This window comes from Sphingobacterium pedocola (assembly GCF_015209965.1).
GTDB lineage: Bacteria > Bacteroidota > Bacteroidia > Sphingobacteriales > Sphingobacteriaceae > Sphingobacterium > Sphingobacterium pedocola.
Genome location: NZ_MU158689.1, coordinates 1576577 through 1597954, shown reverse-complemented (window position 1 = coordinate 1597954; position 21378 = coordinate 1576577). Strand labels below are relative to the sequence as shown.

Genomic DNA, 21378 nt, shown 5'->3' with positions numbered 1-21378 from the left:
ACGGTTAGGTATGATGGAAGACAGGGAGTAAAAGAGCTGTTACAGGGAAGCAATTAAACGGAACTGGTATTGACAGCGGAACTGGCAATCAAACCTGAGACGGTTAGGTGCGGTACCTTCGTGGACTGAGGCTTTGTCTATGACGGCACGCCGAAATCGCCTGCGGTCAGTGGTACACTGCCAACCGGAACTGCTGTAGCCTACACGGATAACAGCCGTACGGATGTGGGAACGCAGGAAGTGACAGCAACAATTACAGGTTCGAACTACAATACACTGGTATTGACCGCTGACCTGACAATCACACCGGCGACGATTACGGGCATCACGTTCGGAGACGGAAGCTTTGTGTACGACGGCACGGCGAAATCGCTTGCGATCAGTGGTACACTGCCAACTGGAACTGCTGTTGTCTATACGAACAACAGCCGCACGGACGTGGGAACGCAGGTGGTAACGGCTACGATATCGGGAAGCAATTATACCGAGCTGGTACTGACCGCTGATCTGACAATCACACCTGCTACGATTACGGGCATCACGTTCGGAGACGGAAGCTTTGTGTACGACGGCACGGCGAAATCGCTTGCGGTCACAGGTACACTGCCAAACGGAACTGCTGTAGCCTATACGAACAACAGCCGCACGGATGTGGGAACGCAGGAAGTGACAGCAACAATTACAGGTTCGAACTACAATACACTGGTATTGACCGCTGACCTGACAATCACACCTGCTACGATTACGGGCATCACGTTCGGAGACGGAAGCTTTGTGTACGACGGCACGGCGAAATCGCTCGCGATCACAGGTACACTGCCAAACGGAACTGCTGTTGTCTATACGAACAACAGCCGTACGGATGTGGGAACACAGCAAGCGACGGCTACGATATCGGGAAGCAATTATACCGAACTGGTACTGACCGCTGATCTGACAATCACACCGGCTACGATTACGGGCATCACGTTCGAAGATGGAAGCTTTGTCTACGACGGTACAGTGAAGTCGCTCGCGATCAGTGGTACACTGCCAAACGGAACTGCTGTCGTCTATACGAACAACATCCGCACGGACGTGGGAACACAGGTGGTAACGGCTACGATATCGGGAAGCAATTATACGGAACTGGTATTGACAGCCGATCTGGAAATCACACCTGCTACGATTACGGGCATCACGTTCGATGACGGAAGCTTTGTGTACGACGGCACGGCGAAATCGCTTGCGATCACAGGTACACTGCCAAACGGAACTGCTGTAGCCTATACAAATAACAGCAGAACGGATGTAGGGATGCAGGAGGTTACAGCGACGATATCGGGAAGCAACTATACCGAACTGGTACTGACAGCTGATCTGGCGATCACACCGGCGACGGTCACGGACATCACGTTCGGTGACGGCAGCTTTGTCTACGACGGCACGGCTAAGTCGCTCGCGATTACAGGTACACTGCCAACAGGAACTGCTGTAGCCTATACCAATAACAGCCTTACGGATGTGGGAACACAGGTGGTAACAGCGACGATATCCGGAAGCAATTACACGGAACTGGTATTGACAGCTGATCTGGCAATCACACCTGCGACGATTAGTGGCATTACCTTCGTTGACGGAAGCTTTGTCTATGACGGCACGCCGAAATCGCCTGCGGTCAGTGGTACACTGCCAAACGGAACTGCTGTAGCCTACACGGCTAACAGCCGTACGGATGTGGGAACGCAGGAAGTGACAGCAACAATTACAGGATCGAACTACAATACACTGGTATTGACAGCTGACCTGACAATCACACCTGCTACGATTACGGGCATCACGTTCGGAGACGGAAGCTTTGTGTACGACGGCACGGCGAAATCGCTTGCGGTCACAGGTACACTGCCAAACGGAACTGCTGTAGCCTACACGGCTAACAGCCGTACGGATGTGGGAATACAGGTGGTAACAGCGACGATATCGGGAAGCAACTATACGGAACTGGTGCTGACCGCTGATCTGACAATCACACCGGCTACGATTACGGGCGTTACATTTGAAGATGGAAGCTTTGTCTACGACGGCACGGCCAAGTCGCTCGCGATTACAGGTGCACTGCCTACTGGAACGAGCGTTGTGTACACGGCTAACAGCCGCACGGATGTGGGAACACAGGTGGTAACGGCTACGATATCGGGAAGCAATTACACGGAACTGGTACTGACCGCTGATCTGACAATCACACCGGCTACGATTACGGGCGTTACATTTGAAGATGGAAGCTTTGTCTATGACGGCACGCCGAAATCGCTTGCGGTCACAGGTACACTGCCAAACGGAACTGCTGTAGTCTATACAAATAACATTCGCACGGATGTGGGAACACAGGTGGTAACGGCTACGATATCGGGAAGCAATTATACGGAACTGGTATTGACAGCTGATCTGGCAATCACACCGGCTACGATTACGGGCATCACGTTCGAAGATGGAAGCTTTGTCTACGACGGCACGGCCAAGTCGCTCGCGATCAGTGGTACACTTCCGGCTGGAACGACGGTAAATTATGTCAACAATGCACAGATCAACGCCGGTACGTATGGCATTACAGCGAATATCGATGGCGGTATTAATTATAACGACTTGATTTTGAATGCGTCCCTTACGATCAATAAGGCCGAGCAAACTATTACCTTCAATTCTCCGGGAGTATTATCGCGTGATGCCGGGACAATTGCCCTGGATGTGTATGCCAGCAGCGATCTGCCGGTAAACCTATCGGTAGATGATGCCTTCATCGCTACGGTCTCGGGTACGGACTTAACGGTACATCGTCTGGGAACAGTGCGTGTGACGGCAACGCAGGCAGGCAATTCGAACTACCTGGCGGCAGAGACGGTGGTGCTTGAAATCCGTATTGCCAACGCCGAAGATGCTGCGCTTCCGATCCTGGTCCATAAGGCCGTATCACCGAACGGCGATGGTATCAATGAGTTCCTGATGATCGAGGGGATAGGGGACTATCCGGAAAATAGGGTTACGGTCTTCGACAAGTCGGGCCGTGTGCTGGACGAGATCGAAGGTTACAACAACCGAGACAGGTCATTTACGGGACAGTATGTCATTGATGGAACGTATTATTATTACCTTGATGTGAAGGACGGTAACACATGGAAACGGGAAAAGGGCTTCTTTGTGGTTAAACGTAGCGCGGGCAACTAACAGTAGGAAATAGGTTTAAAGATGAAAAGATCGAATATCATGAAAATATCACATATGAATACAGTTGCTGTTCTTTTGCTGCTCGTGCTGCTGCTACCCGGCGTTATCCGGGCCCAGCATGGCGTGAGCTACAACCAGTTTGGACAGTTGCGTAACAGTTTTAACTCCTCGCTGAGCACAATGGACGAACAGGGGAGCGTCTCCGTACTGGGGCGCAGCCAATGGCTGGGTGTAGACGGTGCGCCAAAGTCGTTATGGGCTACTGGTAATATCGGTCTCCAGCGTATTGGTGCCGCTGTTGGCTTTGATATCAAGCATGCAGCACTGGGTGTTGTCAAAGAAAGCGAATTTAGTGCCTATTTTGCCAAGTCGGTACGTTTGTCTGAAAACGAATACCTGAGTCTGTCGATGGGCGGGGGCCTGCTGTATTTCCAAGGTAATTATAACAGCCTGGACGGCACCGATCCCTCGTTCCGCGACAATATCCAGGAGACGGCGGGCATTTTGAGCATCAGTACTTCCTATTACAGTAAGGATCGGTACTATGTAGGTGTCTCGATGCCCCGTTTTTCCCTTAACCGACGTGAGGACCGGGAGTATGAGTTTGGTAATGTATACTATATCACCGGTGGCGCGCTGTTTCGCTTAGACGATATGTTCCATATCAGGCCTTCGTTTTTGGTGAGCCATATGGACGAGCAGACACCAAGGTATGATGTAAGCGCGTTGTTTTTTATGGCCCGAAAATTAGGACTGGGACTGGGAGTGCAGAACCAGGGTGACCTTTCGGCGCTGCTGCAGCTGAACTTTGGTAATTTCGGCATAGGCTACAGTTATCAGTTCAGTCCCGGCACTGGTACGCTTAACCAGCGTATCTCCAATAATACGCATGAAGTCGGACTGCGCTACCGTGTCGGCGGTATCGGACTGTTGTAGTCGTACGAAAAGCAGCTGCATGAACAGTCGGTAGGCCAGCAAACGGGAGATAAGAAGGTAAAGCCTAACACATAGCATGGACATTCCGTTGGACGCGGAAACAAGTACAATGCTTTGCTATAGCCGAGGTAAAGATCAGCGCAAAAGGAATATTGCATTAAATTGATAGACATCAACGTTGAAAGGGAATCCAATGTATTGAAAGTTCAATAAACTGGATTCCCTGTATTTGAATAGGGGTCTCTAGTGTCTTGGAAAGACACTAGAGACCCCTATTAACTTAACTAGCTATCACGCTAGTGTCTTTTTGTCGTTTTGGATACAAAATAGAAAATACGTAGACCGTCAAGACAGCAAGTGGAAACGAGATCAGGGCTGGATTTTCCAATTGATGTATGGCATGCGTGGGGTCTAGTCCGTATCGATCCCACATGGTTGGAGAGGTAAGAATAATGGTTAAAGAAGCTACTATCCCCACGATGATAGAGGCCGCTATTCCGGTTTCGGAAGTTTTTTTCCAAAAAAGTAAAAACAGGATAGCCGGCAAATTCGCCGATGCTGCGATTGCAAATGCCCAACCTACCAAGAACGAAACATTTATTCCCTTAAACGCCATTCCCAAAAGAATCGCAAAAATACCTACAGCGAAGGCTGCAATCTTTCCAACCTTCACCTTTTTCGTATCGCTTAGGTTTCGCTTGAGATAGATGTCGATAAAATCATGTGCTATCGCCCCAGAGGACGCTACAATCAAACCCGCTACGGTACCGAGTACGGTTGCAAAAGCTACCGCGGATATGATGGAAAATAAGGCGGCACCGAATGCTCGCGCCAATAGCGGAGCGGACATATTGCTTGATTCCAGATCAAGAACCCCATTTACGGCAGCGCCGAGTCCCATAAACAGCGTGAGGATGTAAAAGCCACCAATCGCCGCAATCGCTAAAATAGTAGACTTACGTGCATCGCGGGGAGTTTTGACGGTGTAATAACGAATCAGGATGTGTGGTAAAGCAGCAGTACCCAAGAACAAGGCCAGCATCAGCGAAATAAAATCCAATTTGCTCCACAAATTTGCATCGCTACCGATTTTATATTTGAGTCCGGGAAGCATAAATGTTTCTCCTGCGGTAGGCTGTGGATAATATAGCGATACCTGATCGGCTCCGTCTGTAAACTTGACCTGACGGAATCGAACGATTTCGCTTTCTTGCAGCGTGGACAGGAATTCGAAAGGACCAAGTGGTCCTGTTTTATCCACTTCTTGGCCATTAACAACAATTTTGCTCATATGGCCTACTTGGTAAAACCGACGTTTTTCTCGAGCCTCTCCATTGTACAGCTGTTGCCCATCTGCCAATTGCGTAACGGTGAGGGTTTCTTTTAGTAACGGCCTGTTGTTGTTGTCCTGTGTGAAATCAAACCATCTTTCAACTCCATTTTGTGAAAGTTTTATAAAGGTCTTTTCGCCGAGGGTCTGTTGGGTAACAACACTCCAGCCAGATACATCCACTACCTTGCCATCGTCCACTTGAGGTGTCAATTCCATAAAACTATGGTATTCTTCTCCTTTAAAATCGGGGGTTAGCGTCAGTCCGTTTTTTAAGATGAAAAAGGTGAGCACTACCGAGAGGATAATAAGCAATCCACCTTTTAAAAACTGGACATAGGTTGTGGAAGCCATGCCAGCACTGGCAACGATAAAGATAACGATCGCGCCAACGAGTATTACGCCCGCCCAATGGGGCAACCCGAGGAGAGGCATAACCAAGTCGCCTGCACCCACCATTTGCGGGATAAGATAGAATATGGATATGATTAGTGTGCTGACCGATGCAGACAAGGTGATTGCTCTGGAATTAAATTTTGCATTTAGCGCGTCGGTAAAGGTGAATTTCCCCAAGCGCTTGAATGGTTCGGCAATGAGGAACAGGGCGACAATCCAACCGGCAAGAAAACCAATGGCATACAGAAAGCCATCGAAGCCTGATACGGCAATCATACCGCATATACCGAGAAAAGATGCTGCCGATAGATAATCGCCTGCAAAGGCGATCCCATTGACGGCCCAATGGATATTACCGCCAGCGGCGTAATAGGAAGAGGATGAACTGGTCTTTCTCCCGAAGTAGAAGGAAAGCCCAATAACTAATCCGACAAAGATGCAGAAGAATGATAAGGCAGTGTATGAGATATCGTAAATCATGCCGTTCCTCCCTTTTCAGTTTCTTCAGCTTGCGTAACCTCATCTTCGTACTTACTGCAGTAGTAATTGTATACAATTCCTAGAATGACAGCAAATAGGATTAAACCTATTCCATACGCTAAAGCTAAATTGAGCCCGCCGAGTACCGGAATAGATAGTAGCTCGTACTGGAATACGCCGATCGTGACGAAACCTGCATAGCAGAACAGGTAAATAAAAAATAAGCGTATACCCAAGGCAGACTTTCGTCTAGTAAGGCTTTCTTTTTCTTCGTGTGTATTATTAATGTGCATAACAAATGTTTGGAAAGGTTTATACAGTTGGAATCTGTAGCATATTAACCTATACGCTAGATCCTTTTGCAATAATAACCAAAAATGGAATAAATTCGTCTATAATTAGATATAAAAGCAAATTTTTTCTGCCTTCATAGTTAATTTAGTAAATTTGAGACATGATGGATCATAAATACGATACAGCAGTACAAATTAAAAATTTACCCACAGACACGCCAGTATTCAGGCCCTTACCTCAACCTCGCTGGCCTCACCCTTACCGCTTGGATATAGCAGCGGTCCTCGGGAAAGAAACGGAGCTTTTGCATGAAAAGATGAGTTTCCATATGCTAGGCGATACGGGCAGTTTGCGCCATTCCGACTTTCAGTCTTTGGTTGCGAATACGCTAAATGATCAAAGTAATAGAATTTTGACCGAGAATAAGTCGCCTGCATTTCTATACCATTTGGGAGATATTGTCTACAATCACGGCGAAGCCAGTGCTTATCCGAAGCAGTTTTTGCAGCCCTATGAAAACTATGAAGCACCAATATTTGCCATCCCCGGTAACCACGATGGCGACGTAAACCCAGAAAGCCCTGTACCCTACAAAAGTCTGGAGCCATTTATGGAAGTTTTTTGCGGAGCGGAGCGACGGACCATTGAATTTGGACAGGGCAGTAAAAGACAGAGTATGATGCAACCCAATGTCTACTGGACACTGGAGACACCGTTGGCGCGATTTATCGGATTATATAGCAACATACCCAAACACGGATGGATTGGTGAAGAGCAACGGGAATGGTTTGTAGAAGAACTTCGCTATGCGAAACAACACGCCGCGGAGCAAGCTGTTATCGTATGTATACATCATGCACCTTTTTCGGCGGATACAAACCATGGTTCGAGTAAACCCATGATTGATTTCTTGGAAGAGGCTTTCATTGCGGCGGATATCAAGCCGGATTTGGTGGTAAGTGGGCATGTGCACAATTACCAACGCTTCTCTAGAATATATGCGGATGGAGCTACTGTTCCTTTTGTTGTGGCAGGAGCGGGTGGCTATTCGATTCTACATAGTGTGGCAGAGATAAACGACCCTTGGTTTGAAAAGTTACCTGTAGAAAACGGAGAGGTGAAATTGGAAGCCTTTTGTGAGGATCAGTATGGCTTCTTGAAGATGGCCGTGGAGAAAACCCCAGCGGGCTTGATCCTATCTGGTGAATACTATACGATCCCGCAGGATGCGATAGGGAAGAAAAAGGTGGAGCCTGAGCTGTATGAACGTTTTGAGTTTCGGTTATCGCGTTTGTAGTCGCGACAACCGAAACGCTATCCTAAAGTTTGCCTGAAATACCGGCGTTCACTGTGGAGGTATTGCGTCCGAGTGGAGTGGAGTGTTTGGAAACGGTATACTTTGTTCTTTTGATCATGTCCTCGATCTAGAATAGCGTGAGGTTTTTTTTATAGTAGGAAGGGCTCATATTTACGTTTTTCTTGAAAGATTTAGAAAAATGGAATCGATCGGAAAAACCACATTCGTGTGCAATTTCGTCTAGGTTTTTATCGCTATGATGCATAAAGTTAAGTGCATTTTCAATTCTCTTTTTTACGATATATTGCTGAATGGTCGTTCCCGTTGTATTTTTAAATAACCGTGCAAACGAGTTTGGAGCCATATTAACCATGTTCGCAAGTTCGTTATTAGTTATTATCTTGTTACAGTTACCGTCTATGTAATTCATCGCCGTGAAAATGCGTTGATCCATCGTTTTGAAATCGGTAAGGAAATTGTTCAACTGTAACAAGCAGGAATTGACAAGCATGTTGACTTTCATGCAATCGAAAAAGCTGAATTCTTCGCCTTGTATACAGGCTTGCTGAATATCACTTATCAATATTAACTTCTGATCTGTTACGGGCAAAGAATAAACTCCCGCATTTGTATAATCTAATGGGAATCCCAGCGAAAAATGAATAAAGAGGTGATCGACTTTGTTGGTTTTCCTAATCTGTAGGAGATTATCGCCTTGCGTGAATTGTCTTCCGGCGATACTTTCACTATTATGCTGAACGTTTGTTAGATCTAAATGTGTGGAAAAGGAGGTATTTGGGGGAATAATTACCACAACGTCTTTGTTTAACCGCGTAACTTTATTATTGTATGAAACCCTAGCGCCTTCAATACTGTTATAATAAATTCGCCAAAAAGGCACGGAAAGATCAAAACATTCCCACTCTTCGACAATCCAGTATCTACAACAAAGCAATTTTATATTTATTTCTCTAAACTTCTGTCTAATCGCAGAGGGATCAATTTTTATTTCTTGGGGGACTCTTCTGATCATGGGATGTTTATTTTGTACATGTATTGGTTGAATTGAGATATAGTATTAATAGATTTTGTTTAGGTACTTTATGTCAACAATTTTAAACAGAAAAATACAATTATAAAGCATTAAAAAACTAATTTCTTTCATAAGATAGCAAAAGAAAATGAGATGACCAAGCTAAGGTCTTGAAATCTGTTTTTTAGAATATAAGCTGCAAATTAAATATAATAAGATATAACGACTTCAATATTATGAAAGAATCCTCTACGGCATCATGTTTGTTTTTACCTATATTGCTATTCTTTAGTTTCACAGTCGCCGCGCAGCAACCGGCTACTAAAGTAAAAGAGCTGCTTAATACCAAAGCAGACGGATTTCGAGGCATATGGTATATGATCCAACCCACGGGCAACGAATATGCATATAAATATAGTGGCGGATTAGGCACCTATCCTGCTAACCATAGGCCATTTGCCATCTATGCGGACAAGGTAAAAAAAACATTTTTTTGCTATGGCGGTACGGACGAAAGCAATAGTACGCTGCTACACAGTGTTTCCTATTACGACCACCGCACCAAGAAAGTGGCTAATCCGACGATTGTTTTGGATAAAGGAACGGTCGATGCGCACGATAACCCCGTGATCTCTATTGATGCAGCGGGATATATATGGATATTTTCAACATCCCACGGGGTGGAAAGGACATCCTATATTTCAAAATCAAAGAAACCTTATGATATTAATGAATTTGAACGTATTGAGGCAACAGAAATGATCAATGGCAAGAAGACGCCTTTTACTAATTTCTCCTATTTTCAGATTTACTACGATAATGATAGAGGTTTTCTCGCTCTTTTTTCAAGGTACGATGCTAAACATAGAAGGGTAATTGGTTATAACACAAGCAAAGACGGGCAACATTGGGACGAATGGAAGGTGCTGGGTAATATCGAAGGTGGACATTACCAGGTAAGTGCGATGTCGAACGGTAAAATAGGTGTTGCTTTTGATTTTCATCCGGACGGTAAAGGATTGGATTACAGAACGAATTTATATTACCTTGAAACATCGGATTGGGGAAAATCTTGGCAGACAATGGACAAGCAGCAGGTGGAATTGCCGCTTACCACCAGGAATAATATAGCGCTGGTAAAAGATTTTACCCCAGATAAATTAAATAACTACCTGCTTGATATCAATCTCGACGAGAATGGTGATCCATTGATTTTAACGGTTTCTAGTAAAGGTCCGCAGCCTGGGCCGCAAAATGGCCCGCGGGATTGGCATTTCTTCCATGTCGATAAGCGCTCAAAAAAATGGAATGGTACGGTGATTACTTCCTCGGACAGTAATTATGACATGGGTTCGATATATGCGGAGGGTAGAGGCAGGATACGGATTATTGGCCCGACAGAAACGGGGCCGCAAGCCTATAATCCGGGTGGGGAACTTGTTGCATGGGTAAGTAAAGATGAGGGGCAAAGCTGGCGAAAAGAAAAGCAACTGACTAAAAATAGTGAACGAAATCACTCCTATGTACGTAAACCGAATAGGGCAACAAAAGACTTTTACGGAATCTGGGCAGATGGCGACGGCCGAAAACCTTCCGAATCTAATATTTATTTTACCAATAAAAAGGGGGAGGTCTTTAAACTCCCACGTCATGCGACAACGGATTTTTTTGTTCCGGAAAAAGTAAAATAGCGGTATATAAAGCTGTGAACTTTTATAAAATAACAATGATAACTATAACAAATATGAACCGATCAATATGCGCATTTGCAATGCTGATATGTGCCGCGGGTTGTTTATCTAACGTGAGTGCTCAGGACAAGTTAAACGCAAACCTGGTGAATAAAAATTTGGACGATGCTGTTAAACAGATCAAAGTGCTTGCTAAGCAGTCTACGGAGGGTATGTTACCGAAGACGTACGATAAAGGTAAGAATTTTGATTCCGAGACAGGTTGGTGGACGTCGGGATTTTATCCAGGTACACTGCTTTATCTATACGAACATTCTGGTGATACGGAATTACTGGAATTAGCTAAGCAAAAACTGAAGCTGTTAGAAAAGGAGAAGTTGAATACCACAACCCATGACCTCGGATTTATGTTGTATTGCAGTTTCGGAAATGCCATGCGTATCACTGGCGATACAGCTGCTTACAGGGAGATCCTTTTGACGGGTGCCGAATCGTTAGCAACGCGGTATAGTCCGGTTACGAAAGCGATACGATCGTGGGATTTTGATAACTTTCCAGTAATCATCGACAATATGATGAACTTGGAATTCCTTAATAGTGCAAGCCGTCTGAGCGGTGATCGTCGATTTTATGATATTTCAGTTACGCATGCGAATACGACGATGAAAAATCATTACCGCAAGGACTACAGTTGTTACCATGTAGTGGATTATAATCCTAAAACCGGTGGGATTGTAAAGAAAAAGACAAATCAAGGAGCTTTTGATGAATCGGCATGGGCAAGAGGCCAGGCTTGGGGTCTTTATGGATATACTATGATGTACCGAGATACAAAAAATAAGAAATACCTTTCTTTTGCTAAGAAAATTGCAAAGTATATGCTGGAGCATCCTAATATGCCGGACGACTTGATTGCTTATTGGGATTTTGATGCGCCCAACCTGCCTGAAGATAGTAAATATGCAAAATATCGTCATTACCGAGATGTATCTACCGCGTCGCTGACGGCTTCGGCACTTTTGGAAATGAGTACGATGGTAAAAGGGAAGCTTTCTAATTATTATCTGAAAACGGCCGAAACCATACTGTATAACCTATCAACCGCGAAGTATACCGCCGAATACGGTACCAACGGGGGGTATTTACTGAAACATAGTGTGGGATCGATACCGCACAACAGCGAAGTGGATGTACCATTAACGTACGCAGATTATTATTATGTGGAAGCGTTGCTACGGTATAAAGATCTGATTAAATAACGTGTTTTCCCAAAGGGTAGTTGTTACCCGCTAAATACCAATTATATGAAGATTAGAACTTATATTATAACTTGTTTACAACCGCTTTTATTCGTGCTGTCTATCCCGACTGGGATTGCTCAAAAGTTTGAAAATTCATGGCAATCATTGGACGCGAGACCGGTACCAGAATGGTGGTCGGATGCTAAATTTGGAATATTTGTGCACTGGGGCCTTTATTCTGTGCCTGCTTATGCGCCGGTAGATGAGGTAGAGGGCGTTTACGAAAAATATGCTGAGCATTATTTGATGCGGCTTATCGATAAGAATAAATCCTTCACGGATTACCATAAACGGAATTATGGACCAAATTCCACCTATGCTGATTTTGCACCCATATTTAAAGCAGCGTTTTTTGATCCGGATAAATGGGCTGATCTGTTTAAGAAGTCTGGCGCAGGCTATGTGGTGTTGACGTCAAAACATCACGATGGCTATTGCTTATGGCCCAGCGCGCAGAGCAAAGGGTGGAACAGTGTGGATGTCGGACCTAAACGGGATATTATTAACGATCTATCTATATCTGTACGCCGCACTGGCTTGAGATTTGGTCTCTATTATTCGTTATTGGAATGGAATAATCCGCTTTATACCTCCGGCAATATGGAAGAGTGGACTACGCAACATATGATACCACAAATGAAAGATCTGGTAACTAAATACGAGCCGGAAATTATTTTTGCGGACGGAGAATGGGATTATACGAGTGACAAGTTAAAGAGCACGACATTCTTGACTTGGCTTTACAATGAATCTCCAGTGAAAAATACCGTTGTGGTAAATGATAGATGGGGTAAAGAAACAAGAAGCAAGCATGGCGGATATTATACGACGGAATACAATTTAATTGGAGACACTTTAACGACGGGCAGGATAGAACACCCCTGGGAAGAAAGTCGTGGTATAGGAACTTCGTATGGGTACAATCAATTTGAAACTACCGCGCATTATTATTCTTCAAAGCAACTGATCGATTTATTGATTGAGAAGGTTGGGAACGGCGGGAATCTGTTGCTAAACATAGGACCCGATGCTAATGGATTAATTCCCGTCGTGATGGAAGAACGCTTGCTGGCTATCGGGAAATGGCTTGCGGTAAATGGAGAAGCAATATACGGGACGACAGCGTGGCATGAGCGCCCTGCTCAAGACGATACCGATGTTTATTACACATGCAAAGGAAATGACCTGTACATTCACTGCACACAGTGGCCACAAAAGGAGATTATGATCGACGGCATACACGCGGTCGATAATGTTACGCTACTGGGGTCTGATAGACGTGTAAAATTCAAAACGGGAAAAAATAAATTGCGCATCATCCCCCCGGATATAAACCCGGCTAATATGCCATGTGAACACGCTTGGGTTTTTAAGATAAAGGATTTTAATAAACGTTAAACATGAATAAAAATAACATAACAGTACAGATGAACAGACAGCTATATGTGCTCTTATTACTTTGTGTAATACATGTACCAATCTTTGCACAGGATTTGCCGGTACCAAGCAAAATTCAATTGGAATGGCAGAAGCTGGAAACGACCGCATTTATTCATTTCACGGTAAACACGTATACCGGCAAAGAATGGGGAGATGGCACGGAAAGCCCCACTATCTTTAATCCGATAAATTTTGATGCGCGTAAGATGATCAAGGTACTGAAGGAAACAGGTTTTAAAATGGCGATAATTACGGCGAAACACCACGATGGATTCTGCCTTTGGCCAACCGCTTTTACAGAACATTCGATAAAAAATAGTCCATGGAAAAATGGGCAGGGCGATATGGTTAAAGAAATTGAACAAGCCTGCCGTGAATACGGCATACAGTTTGGATTTTACCTTTCTCCGTGGGACCAGAACCATCCGAGTTATGGCACGCCGGCATACAACGCTTTTTATAAAAATCAGTTGAAAGAGTTATTGACGAATTACGGTGAAATTGCTGAGGTTTGGTTTGATGGGGCAAAGGACAAGAAAGCTGTTAATATGGAATACGATTTTGATGGTTATTGGGATTTAGTTCGTGAATTACAGCCGAATGCTGTCATGTTTTCGGATGTTGGCCCAGATGTACGCTGGGTAGGTAATGAGAAGGGGATTGCAGGCGAGACCATGTGGTCTACCATTGATGTAAAGCCGGAGAATGCTCCCGGTAAGATGTCCCCCGAATATTTGAATGTGGGCGACCCGAACGGGAAGTTATGGTTGCCGACGGAGACCGACGTATCGATCAGACCGGGATGGTTTTATCATGCCGAGGAGGATGAGAAGGTGCGTTCTGCTCAAAATTTAGTGAACCTTTATTACACCTCAGTTGGTAGAAATAGTGTGTTATTGCTCAATATTCCGCCTAATAAAGAAGGTGTATTTGCAAAGCAAGATGTAGATAATCTCTACGAATATCGATCTATTCTGGATGAAACATTCCAAGCGAACCTCGCGCAGAAGACTGTACAAAAAGCGCTCTCGGATAACGTGCTCGGCACGGCTACAACACTAAAGGTAAACGAGCCTTTGGTTGTGTCGCTTAAAAAGAAGGTTAGTTTTGACCGTATTGCGCTTCAAGAAAATATCGCGGAAGGGCAAAAGTGTGAAGAAGCTTTAATCGAATATTGGGACGGTGCGGACTGGATAAAGTTGAGCCATTTGACGACGATCGGTTACAAAAGATTGCTACGGATTCCGCTGACAACGACAGACAAAATTCGGATCACGGTAAAAAGGGCATTAAGACCGGTGCAGCTAGCCGAATTTGGCCTCTATAAAGCATCTTCAAGAGAATAAAGAAGATAGAAAACAATAATAATATCCAATATAAACCAAATTAAAAACATATGATGCATAAAACAACTAAACTTTGGTTGGGTAAGCTTGGTGTGGGCGCATGGTTTGTGTTCCACTCTTGTGGACTCATGGCCCAGGAAAACAATGAGTTTGCTTCGACGCTTACTGTTGCTTCCGCAACCAAAAACCGCAATTTTGATACCAGTACTTCCAATTCGATCAAGGCATTACAGGATACTCGTATTACTGGACGCGTTTTGGATAATATAGGAGAGCCTCTGGGCGGTGTCGGGATAAATTTAAAGGGAACAACTGTGTCTACCGTGACGAATGTGGAAGGCAACTTTGTAATGGATGTCCCGACGACGAACGGTATATTGATATTTACCTACCTCGGTTTTTTAAATCGGGAAATTCCATTTTCGAGCAACCAAAATGTGTTGAATGTTAGCCTGCAGCCTGATATGGCTACGCTTGATGAAGTAGTGGTCGTAGGATATGGTACACAGAAGAAGGTGAACCTTACCGGTGCCGTGGCAAGTGTAACGTTCGACGAAAAATTATCTAGCAGAGCCATCTCGAATGTGTCGACCGCTTTAAATGGTTTGTTGCCGGGTTTGGCGGTTAACCAATCGAGCGGTATGGCGGGAAACAACAGCTCCGCGCTAATGATTAGAGGCTTAGGTACGCTTTCTGCAGATGCAGCCAAACCATTCATTGTGGTAGATGGTATGCCTGATGTGGATATAAACAGGCTGAATATGCACGATATCGAAAGTGTATCGGTTTTAAAGGATGCAACAGCTGCTTCTGTCTACGGTTCGCGGGCCGCAAATGGTGTTATCCTTATAACTACAAAGTCTGGAGCTGGCAAACAGCCAAGCATATCCTTTAGTTCCACATTATCCACACAGAGTCCGACAAATGGTATAGGCTTTATGGCAGATTATCCGCGGTCTTTAATGGTGCATCGTAATGCGCAGGCAATGAGTGCAGCAAGTAATGCGGCCACCTACCGATACGGAACTATTGAACAGTGGATGGCTTTGGGCATGATAGATCCTGTTCGATACGCGAATACCGACTGGTTTGATGTAACGATGAGAGATGCCGTACAGCAGAATTATAATCTTTCCGCCAGTGGTGGAAATGGCGTATCTACTTTCTTTATATCGGCAGGGCTACTTGACGAAAGAGGCTTGCAAATTGGTAATGACTTTAGACGTTATAATGCACGCATCAATTACGATTACAAAATCCGTAAAAATATCACGATCGGCGCTAAGCTCGCTGGAAATTGGTCAGATTACACGTACGGCTTTAATGAGGGGTTTACGGGAGGAAATGCGACAAATGCCTATGATTTGCGCTTTGCTGTGGCAGGAGTAACACCTTATGACCCATTTACGGGTTTCTATGGCGGCAGATCTGCTTATGGCGAAAATACGCTAGTCGCCAATCCGCTCGCTTTGTATGATCATTTGAAATCGTCAAAAAACCAAAAGGATCTTAATAGTATACTCCATCTGGAATGGGAGCCTATAGAAGGATTGAAGGCACGCGTAGATTATTCGTTGAATTATAGTGATCAGTTTATCATTAATGCCAATATGCCCATTCAGAGCTACGATTTTCAAAATAATGCGCCTACAGGTAGATGGATTTTGGGACCCAATGTAGGGATTTCAAATGATAATCAGAATAATTATAAAACCATGTCCAGTGGGAGAATATCGTATAATAAAACGATTGCCGAAGATCATGAAATTGGAGTGCTTGCAGTATATAGCGAAGAGTTCTGGAAGAGACGCTCTCTCGCAGGAGCCAGATTGGACAGAGTACATCCGTCTTTAACCGAGTTGGATGCTGCAGGTGTTGGAAATCAGACTAATGCAGGCTCTTCGTCAAAAGAAGGCCTTCGTTCAGCCATTACCAGGTTAAATTATTCGGCTTTTGATAAATATTTGCTTGAACTGAATGCCCGCTATGACGGTTCTTCAAGATTTTATGCGGGCAATCAATGGGGATTCTTCCCTTCTGCTTCCGTCGGATGGAGATTTACAGAAGAAAGTTTTCTTGCAAAAGTAAAGGAATGGGGCGTATCTAGTGGTAAGTTAAGAGCAAGTTATGGTGGTTTGGGAAATATCGGAATAACAAACGGATTATATGAGCAGCGGGAAGTACTAACTTCTTTTAATTATATTTTAGGCGGCGCAGCGAATAGCGGGTTTTCTAACAACCGGATGATTAACAGAGCGTTTAGCTGGGAAACAGTTAACGTCCTGAATTTTGGGTTGGATCTCGTGATGCTCAATAACCGCTTAACAACGGAGTTCGACTATTATGAGCGTAATACGGCAGATATGGCAGATGTACTGGATATCTCTATGCTGATCTCCGGAATGTATAATGCGCCCAGACATAATATTGGAGAGATGACCAATCGTGGAATTGAAGGGAATTTTACGTGGAGTGATACTAAAAATGATTTTCAGTATCGTATAAATTTAAACGCGTCTTATAATAGAAACCAACTGAATAAATGGGGACAACTGTTATTAAGAGGAACCAGGTTTGTGGGCATGCCGATTAACTTCGTCTATGGTTACGAGGATATTGGTATAGCGCAAAACTGGCAGCAAGTATACGAAAATACACCACAAAGTATAGTGCCTGGTGACCTTATTCGTTTGGATCTAAATGGAGACGGACGTATTACTGATGAAGATAGAAAGGCTGATCCTAAAATGCAAACTAACACGCCGCATACTAACTTTGCACTGAATACAAGTTTCAGCTATAAAGGTATTGATCTAAGTGTTCAGTTGCAGGGGGCTGCCGGTAGAAAAGCATACTGGTTAAGTAGCTACAACGATTTAAATATAGGTGAAAGATATGCTGCGTCTTGGGATCATTGGAATAATCCATGGAGTGTAGACAATAGGGATGGTATTTGGCCAAGACTAAACAGTACTTCGGGTGGTAATCGGGAACAGACGACTTTCTGGTTGGATGATCTATCCTACTTGCGTTTACGTAATGTACAACTGGGTTATAGTTTACCTAAAAATTTATTGAAAAGAGTGCGTATGAATAATTTTAGAATATTCGTCTCGGGTGAAAACTTACTTACGTTTACCTCATACAGGGGGATAGATCCGGAGTCAACAGCAAGTATGAACGATGTTTATCCGTTGTTAAAATCATTCTCTTTAGGTGTAAATGTTAATTTATAAGATGTAAAAATATGAAAAAGATAAATAAAATTCTGGTTTGCTTTTTTACAGGCTCTTTATTGTTCGCTACATCTTCGTGTGTGAAAGATTTGTTGGACCAGCAAGCTACTACAGAGCTTGATAATAAAGCCTATTGGCAAACTGAGGCAGATGCCGTCGGTGGAGCAATGGCGATGTATAATAACATTAAGAACGTGTTTCACAAAGATTATTTCTTTGATGGGCAGGGCGACTATGTACGAGTGAGACAAATGAGCAGCATCTCGTCGTTAGGTACGCTTTCCAACGGGGGCGCATATTGGACAGGGAGTACGAATGGACATTATTATCCCGAAGGCTACGGGTCATCGTTTGATAATATGTTTCGCTTTTTATTTGGAGGGGTTAACCGGGCTAACTATGTGATAGATAATGTGACGAACATGTTACCGCGACTGCCGGCTGCTACCGAAAATCTTGAAGGTATAATTGGGGAGGCAAGATTAATGCGAGCTTTGGTGTATTTTAGATTGATTACGATGTGGGGTGATGTACCTTATATCGATAAAGTAGTGGTCAGCAATAATGATGTGACCACGATTGCACGTACGCCTATTGAAGAAATTAAGAATCACATATTGGCTGACCTGGATTATGCGTTTGAAAAGTTACCTGCATCGCGCCCTCCAAGCCAAAAAGAAAGAGTCACAAAAGCGGCTGCGCTGGCGTTAAGGGGTAAAGTTAATCTGTATTGGGGTAGCTGGAACAAAAATGGTTGGCCAGAGCTGGTTACATTTGTACCTGATGCCGGAAAGGCCCAGCAGGCTTTTGAAGATGCCGCTGCTGATTTTAGAAAAGTGATCAATGATTATGGATTGGTGTTGTATATGAATGGGGCACCTGGTGAAATTGACGATTTAGGAAAGGCTGCAAAATTGCCTCATTATTATCACTTGTTTCTGCCGACTTCTAATGCTAATAACGAGACCATTATTGGTTTTACGCATGGAGGGCCTGGCTCGGGTGTCAGCGATAAACTAATGCGCGATATCGGAAATCGTGAAACGGAAAGTTCTGAGGTTAATGTTTCGCCAAATTACTGGCTAGCAGATCGATATCAATCTACTACAACAGGTGATTTTCTGCCTCCCATGGAACAGTTAAGTGATAGGACGCAGGATGCTAAGTATGCTGCTGATGCAGCTACTAGACCTAACTCGGCGCTTAATCCCCAAACTTATCTGGGCAGAGATTATAGAATGAAAGCCACCATCCTGTGGAACGGTGAAGTAGTGCAGCGATTGGAAGGACTTACAGCAACAGCCCTGGTTCCTTACCATCATGGAAAACAGGGGGTTAATAACGGAGTAAGATTTATTGATTATAACGGGGGTACAAATTCTGGCTACTTATTTAGGAAATTTGTACGAAATTATCCTGGCCAAGGTAGGGAAGAGGGTAACATGACATGGCCCGTGATACGTCTTGCGGATGTTTATCTCATGTTTGCAGAAGCATCCAACGAAGCCTTCGGCCCGACCTCGGAAGCGGTTCTTTTGGTGGACAAGGTGAGAGCTCGAGGAAATCTACCTGGATTAAAACCCGAAAAATATGCAGATAGGAGTTCCTTTTTTGACGCAATCGAACAAGAGCGTATCGTGGAACTGGTGCTGGAAGGGCACAGAGCATTTGATATTAGACGTTGGCGAAAAATAGAAGAAATTTGGGGCCCACCAGAGGGGCTGGGAAGGTTTACGACAAACACGTGGGGAAATAATGTTACCGCTTATTTTCAGAATAAGAGTGAAAGAATCTACGAGCAGTGTTATATCTTCAAAATACCACAAAGTGAAATCGACCGTAATAACCAGATAAGACAAAATGAACCTTATTTATAGCATTATGAGAACTATAAACAATCAAATAAATAACAATATGACGAAAGTTTTAACATATAAAGTTCTTTACGCAACATTATTTGTCCTTACGGCTCTCGTAACGGTGAGATGCGCTAAAGATGAGTTTCCGGTGGATGAAGATGGGTTATTAATCACAAGCCGAACCAGTGCGTATGTCGGTAGTTTTGACTTGTGGAGCCCTACTCATCAGACGGTAGTAGTCGGAACTGCTGCGGTGGATACCGTAGCGCAAACCATAAATTTACAAGTGCAATTCGGTACGGACCTAACCAGATTGTGGCCCCGATTTTCGTTAATTACGGATGCGAAGTTAGAGCCGAAAATTACTGGCTTTGTCGACTTTTCCGATCTGGAAAATCCGAAGCAGTGGACTGTAATATCGGGGAATAGACAGGTAAGGAAAGTTTATACGGTGCATGTAACTGTGCAACAACCTTAATAGATAATGCTTTTAAAAATGGAAATTATGATTTGTAAATTGTTATATAAAGCCGCGTTTATACTTTGTACAACGGCTGTTGTTATAGGGTGTAAAGAAGAGGGGTACTCCGTTCCTGTGCCTAAAAGCGGCCTACAAAATGATGTGATTAAAAAGTCTGTAGGACCTGGCTTAGTTGGAATGGACATCGAATTCATGTACGCTATGGCCATTCAAAAAAGCGAAGGCAAATTAGTCTCTGCAAAAGTAGAAGCTTCAATTCCGGGGGCTTCTGAAACTTATTTGGAACACCGATCGTACCATACAGACGCTGTGGGAAATGACATCGGCGTACCTGTTGCAACGCCATCTGTAACCAATGGTGCTGTTACAGAAGTTATGTTCAACGTAGATACAACAGCAACCACATTAAGGTATTATTACAGGCCGACGCCAGATGCGGTGGATAAAGATGTTTCATTTACCTTTACCGCTACAAGTAGTAATGGTCAGACTGCTACATATGAAATGGGGCCTTATCGCATTAGGAGGATGGAAATAGCTTCCAATCTACCGGTTTCAAACGGGAATAGATGTTACATATCGGTGGAGGATATGACGGTATACAATGAGATAGAGGCTGCTGCAATACCGGAGAAAATCGATGTACTTTACTTATTTAGGTCCATAGCAGGCATTAACTTTAATCATTCATTAGTAGCGCCTGCTGCTGATGCTATTTACCGTCCAGACATTACTTTGCCACCGGGTGTAAATAGAAATACGAAAATACAAAAGGCCTGGAACGTAAGGGATATTCACTTGGGAGCTAATGCAAATGGAAATAATTCCTATGTTTATTTGGATGATGAAGATTTTAGGACGTTGGATCTTCGAGCTGCACCGAATTATGCAATAAATATGCTCGCGCAGTCTGGAATATGGGTAGAAACAGCAGATGCGAAATACAGAGCTTACATTTACGTGAATTCAATCAATGCAAACGGAAGTGCCGTGATTGGTATTAAGCGTTATAGATTGTGATAACTGTTTTTTACATGAGATTAATAACCAGAGACTT

General features: G+C 44.0%; 14 protein-coding genes. 11 read left to right on the top strand and 3 right to left on the bottom strand.

Annotated elements, in window-relative coordinates; translation table 11 throughout:
• The first annotated feature begins 225 nt into the window (after positions 1 to 225).
• Together C4F40_RS06760 and C4F40_RS06755 are read left to right on the top strand one after the other, a co-directional pair.
• The gene (locus C4F40_RS06760; RefSeq protein WP_196938582.1) at positions 226 to 3201 is read left to right on the top strand and encodes an MBG domain-containing protein; all 2976 of its coding nucleotides are present in this window, start codon (positions 226 to 228) and stop codon (positions 3199 to 3201) included.
• A gap of 39 nt (positions 3202 to 3240) precedes the next feature.
• The gene (locus C4F40_RS06755) at positions 3241 to 4137 is read left to right on the top strand and encodes a PorP/SprF family type IX secretion system membrane protein (protein ID WP_196938581.1); all 897 of its coding nucleotides are present in this window, start codon (positions 3241 to 3243) and stop codon (positions 4135 to 4137) included.
• Positions 4138 to 4417: 280 nt separating this feature from the next.
• On the opposite strand, the gene C4F40_RS06750 is transcribed toward C4F40_RS06755, so the two are convergent.
• Together C4F40_RS06750 and C4F40_RS06745 are read right to left on the bottom strand one after the other, a co-directional pair.
• Positions 4418 to 6343 carry a sodium/solute symporter gene (locus tag C4F40_RS06750; protein ID WP_196938580.1) on the bottom strand — a complete coding sequence of 642 codons (1926 nt, stop codon included), beginning with the start codon at positions 6341 to 6343 and terminating at the stop codon, positions 4418 to 4420.
• The gene (locus tag C4F40_RS06745) at positions 6340 to 6636 is read right to left on the bottom strand and encodes a DUF485 domain-containing protein (protein WP_196938579.1); all 297 of its coding nucleotides are present in this window, start codon (positions 6634 to 6636) and stop codon (positions 6340 to 6342) included. Before C4F40_RS06745 ends, C4F40_RS06750 begins: the two co-directional genes overlap by 4 nt.
• 161 nt (positions 6637 to 6797) lie before the next feature.
• Here C4F40_RS06745 and C4F40_RS06740 point away from each other — a divergent pair, with 161 nt between their 5' ends.
• Complete coding sequence (locus C4F40_RS06740; protein WP_196938578.1) at positions 6798 to 7934, top strand: metallophosphoesterase family protein; 1137 nt, start codon at positions 6798 to 6800, stop codon at positions 7932 to 7934.
• 127 nt (positions 7935 to 8061) lie between these two features.
• On the opposite strand, the gene C4F40_RS06735 is transcribed toward C4F40_RS06740, so the two are convergent.
• The gene (locus C4F40_RS06735) at positions 8062 to 8967 is read right to left on the bottom strand and encodes a helix-turn-helix domain-containing protein (RefSeq protein WP_196938577.1); all 906 of its coding nucleotides are present in this window, start codon (positions 8965 to 8967) and stop codon (positions 8062 to 8064) included.
• Positions 8968 to 9203: 236 nt separating this feature from the next.
• On the opposite strand from C4F40_RS06735, the gene C4F40_RS06730 reads away from it, so the two are divergent.
• From C4F40_RS06730 to C4F40_RS06695, 8 genes are read left to right on the top strand one after another with little or no spacing between them, the layout of a single operon-like run.
• Positions 9204 to 10658, top strand: a complete 1455-nt coding sequence (locus tag C4F40_RS06730) for a BNR-4 repeat-containing protein (RefSeq protein ID WP_196938576.1) — start codon at positions 9204 to 9206, stop codon at positions 10656 to 10658.
• Positions 10659 to 10711: 53 nt separating this feature from the next.
• Positions 10712 to 11917, top strand: coding sequence for a YyaL domain-containing protein (locus C4F40_RS06725; RefSeq protein ID WP_196938575.1), 1206 nt, complete (start codon positions 10712 to 10714; stop codon positions 11915 to 11917).
• A 45-nt stretch (positions 11918 to 11962) separates the two neighbouring features.
• On the top strand, positions 11963 to 13357 hold the full coding sequence (locus C4F40_RS06720; RefSeq protein WP_196938574.1) for an alpha-L-fucosidase: 1395 nt from the start codon (positions 11963 to 11965) through the stop codon (positions 13355 to 13357).
• 2 nt (positions 13358 to 13359) lie between these two features.
• On the top strand, positions 13360 to 14745 hold the full coding sequence (locus tag C4F40_RS06715; RefSeq protein ID WP_196938573.1) for an alpha-L-fucosidase: 1386 nt from the start codon (positions 13360 to 13362) through the stop codon (positions 14743 to 14745).
• 50 nt (positions 14746 to 14795) lie between these two features.
• Positions 14796 to 17981: a SusC/RagA family TonB-linked outer membrane protein gene (locus tag C4F40_RS06710; protein WP_196938572.1), complete on the top strand. Its 3186-nt coding sequence runs from the start codon at positions 14796 to 14798 to the stop codon at positions 17979 to 17981.
• A gap of 11 nt (positions 17982 to 17992) precedes the next feature.
• Positions 17993 to 19858, top strand: coding sequence for a RagB/SusD family nutrient uptake outer membrane protein (locus tag C4F40_RS06705; RefSeq protein WP_196938571.1), 1866 nt, complete (start codon positions 17993 to 17995; stop codon positions 19856 to 19858).
• Between the two features lie 37 nt (positions 19859 to 19895).
• The gene (locus C4F40_RS06700; protein WP_231389949.1) at positions 19896 to 20318 is read left to right on the top strand and encodes a hypothetical protein; all 423 of its coding nucleotides are present in this window, start codon (positions 19896 to 19898) and stop codon (positions 20316 to 20318) included.
• Positions 20319 to 20345: 27 nt separating this feature from the next.
• A complete protein-coding gene (locus tag C4F40_RS06695; RefSeq protein WP_196938570.1) occupies positions 20346 to 21341 on the top strand; it encodes a DUF4466 family protein in 996 nt (331 codons plus the stop codon).
• Positions 21342 to 21378 lie beyond the last annotated feature (37 nt).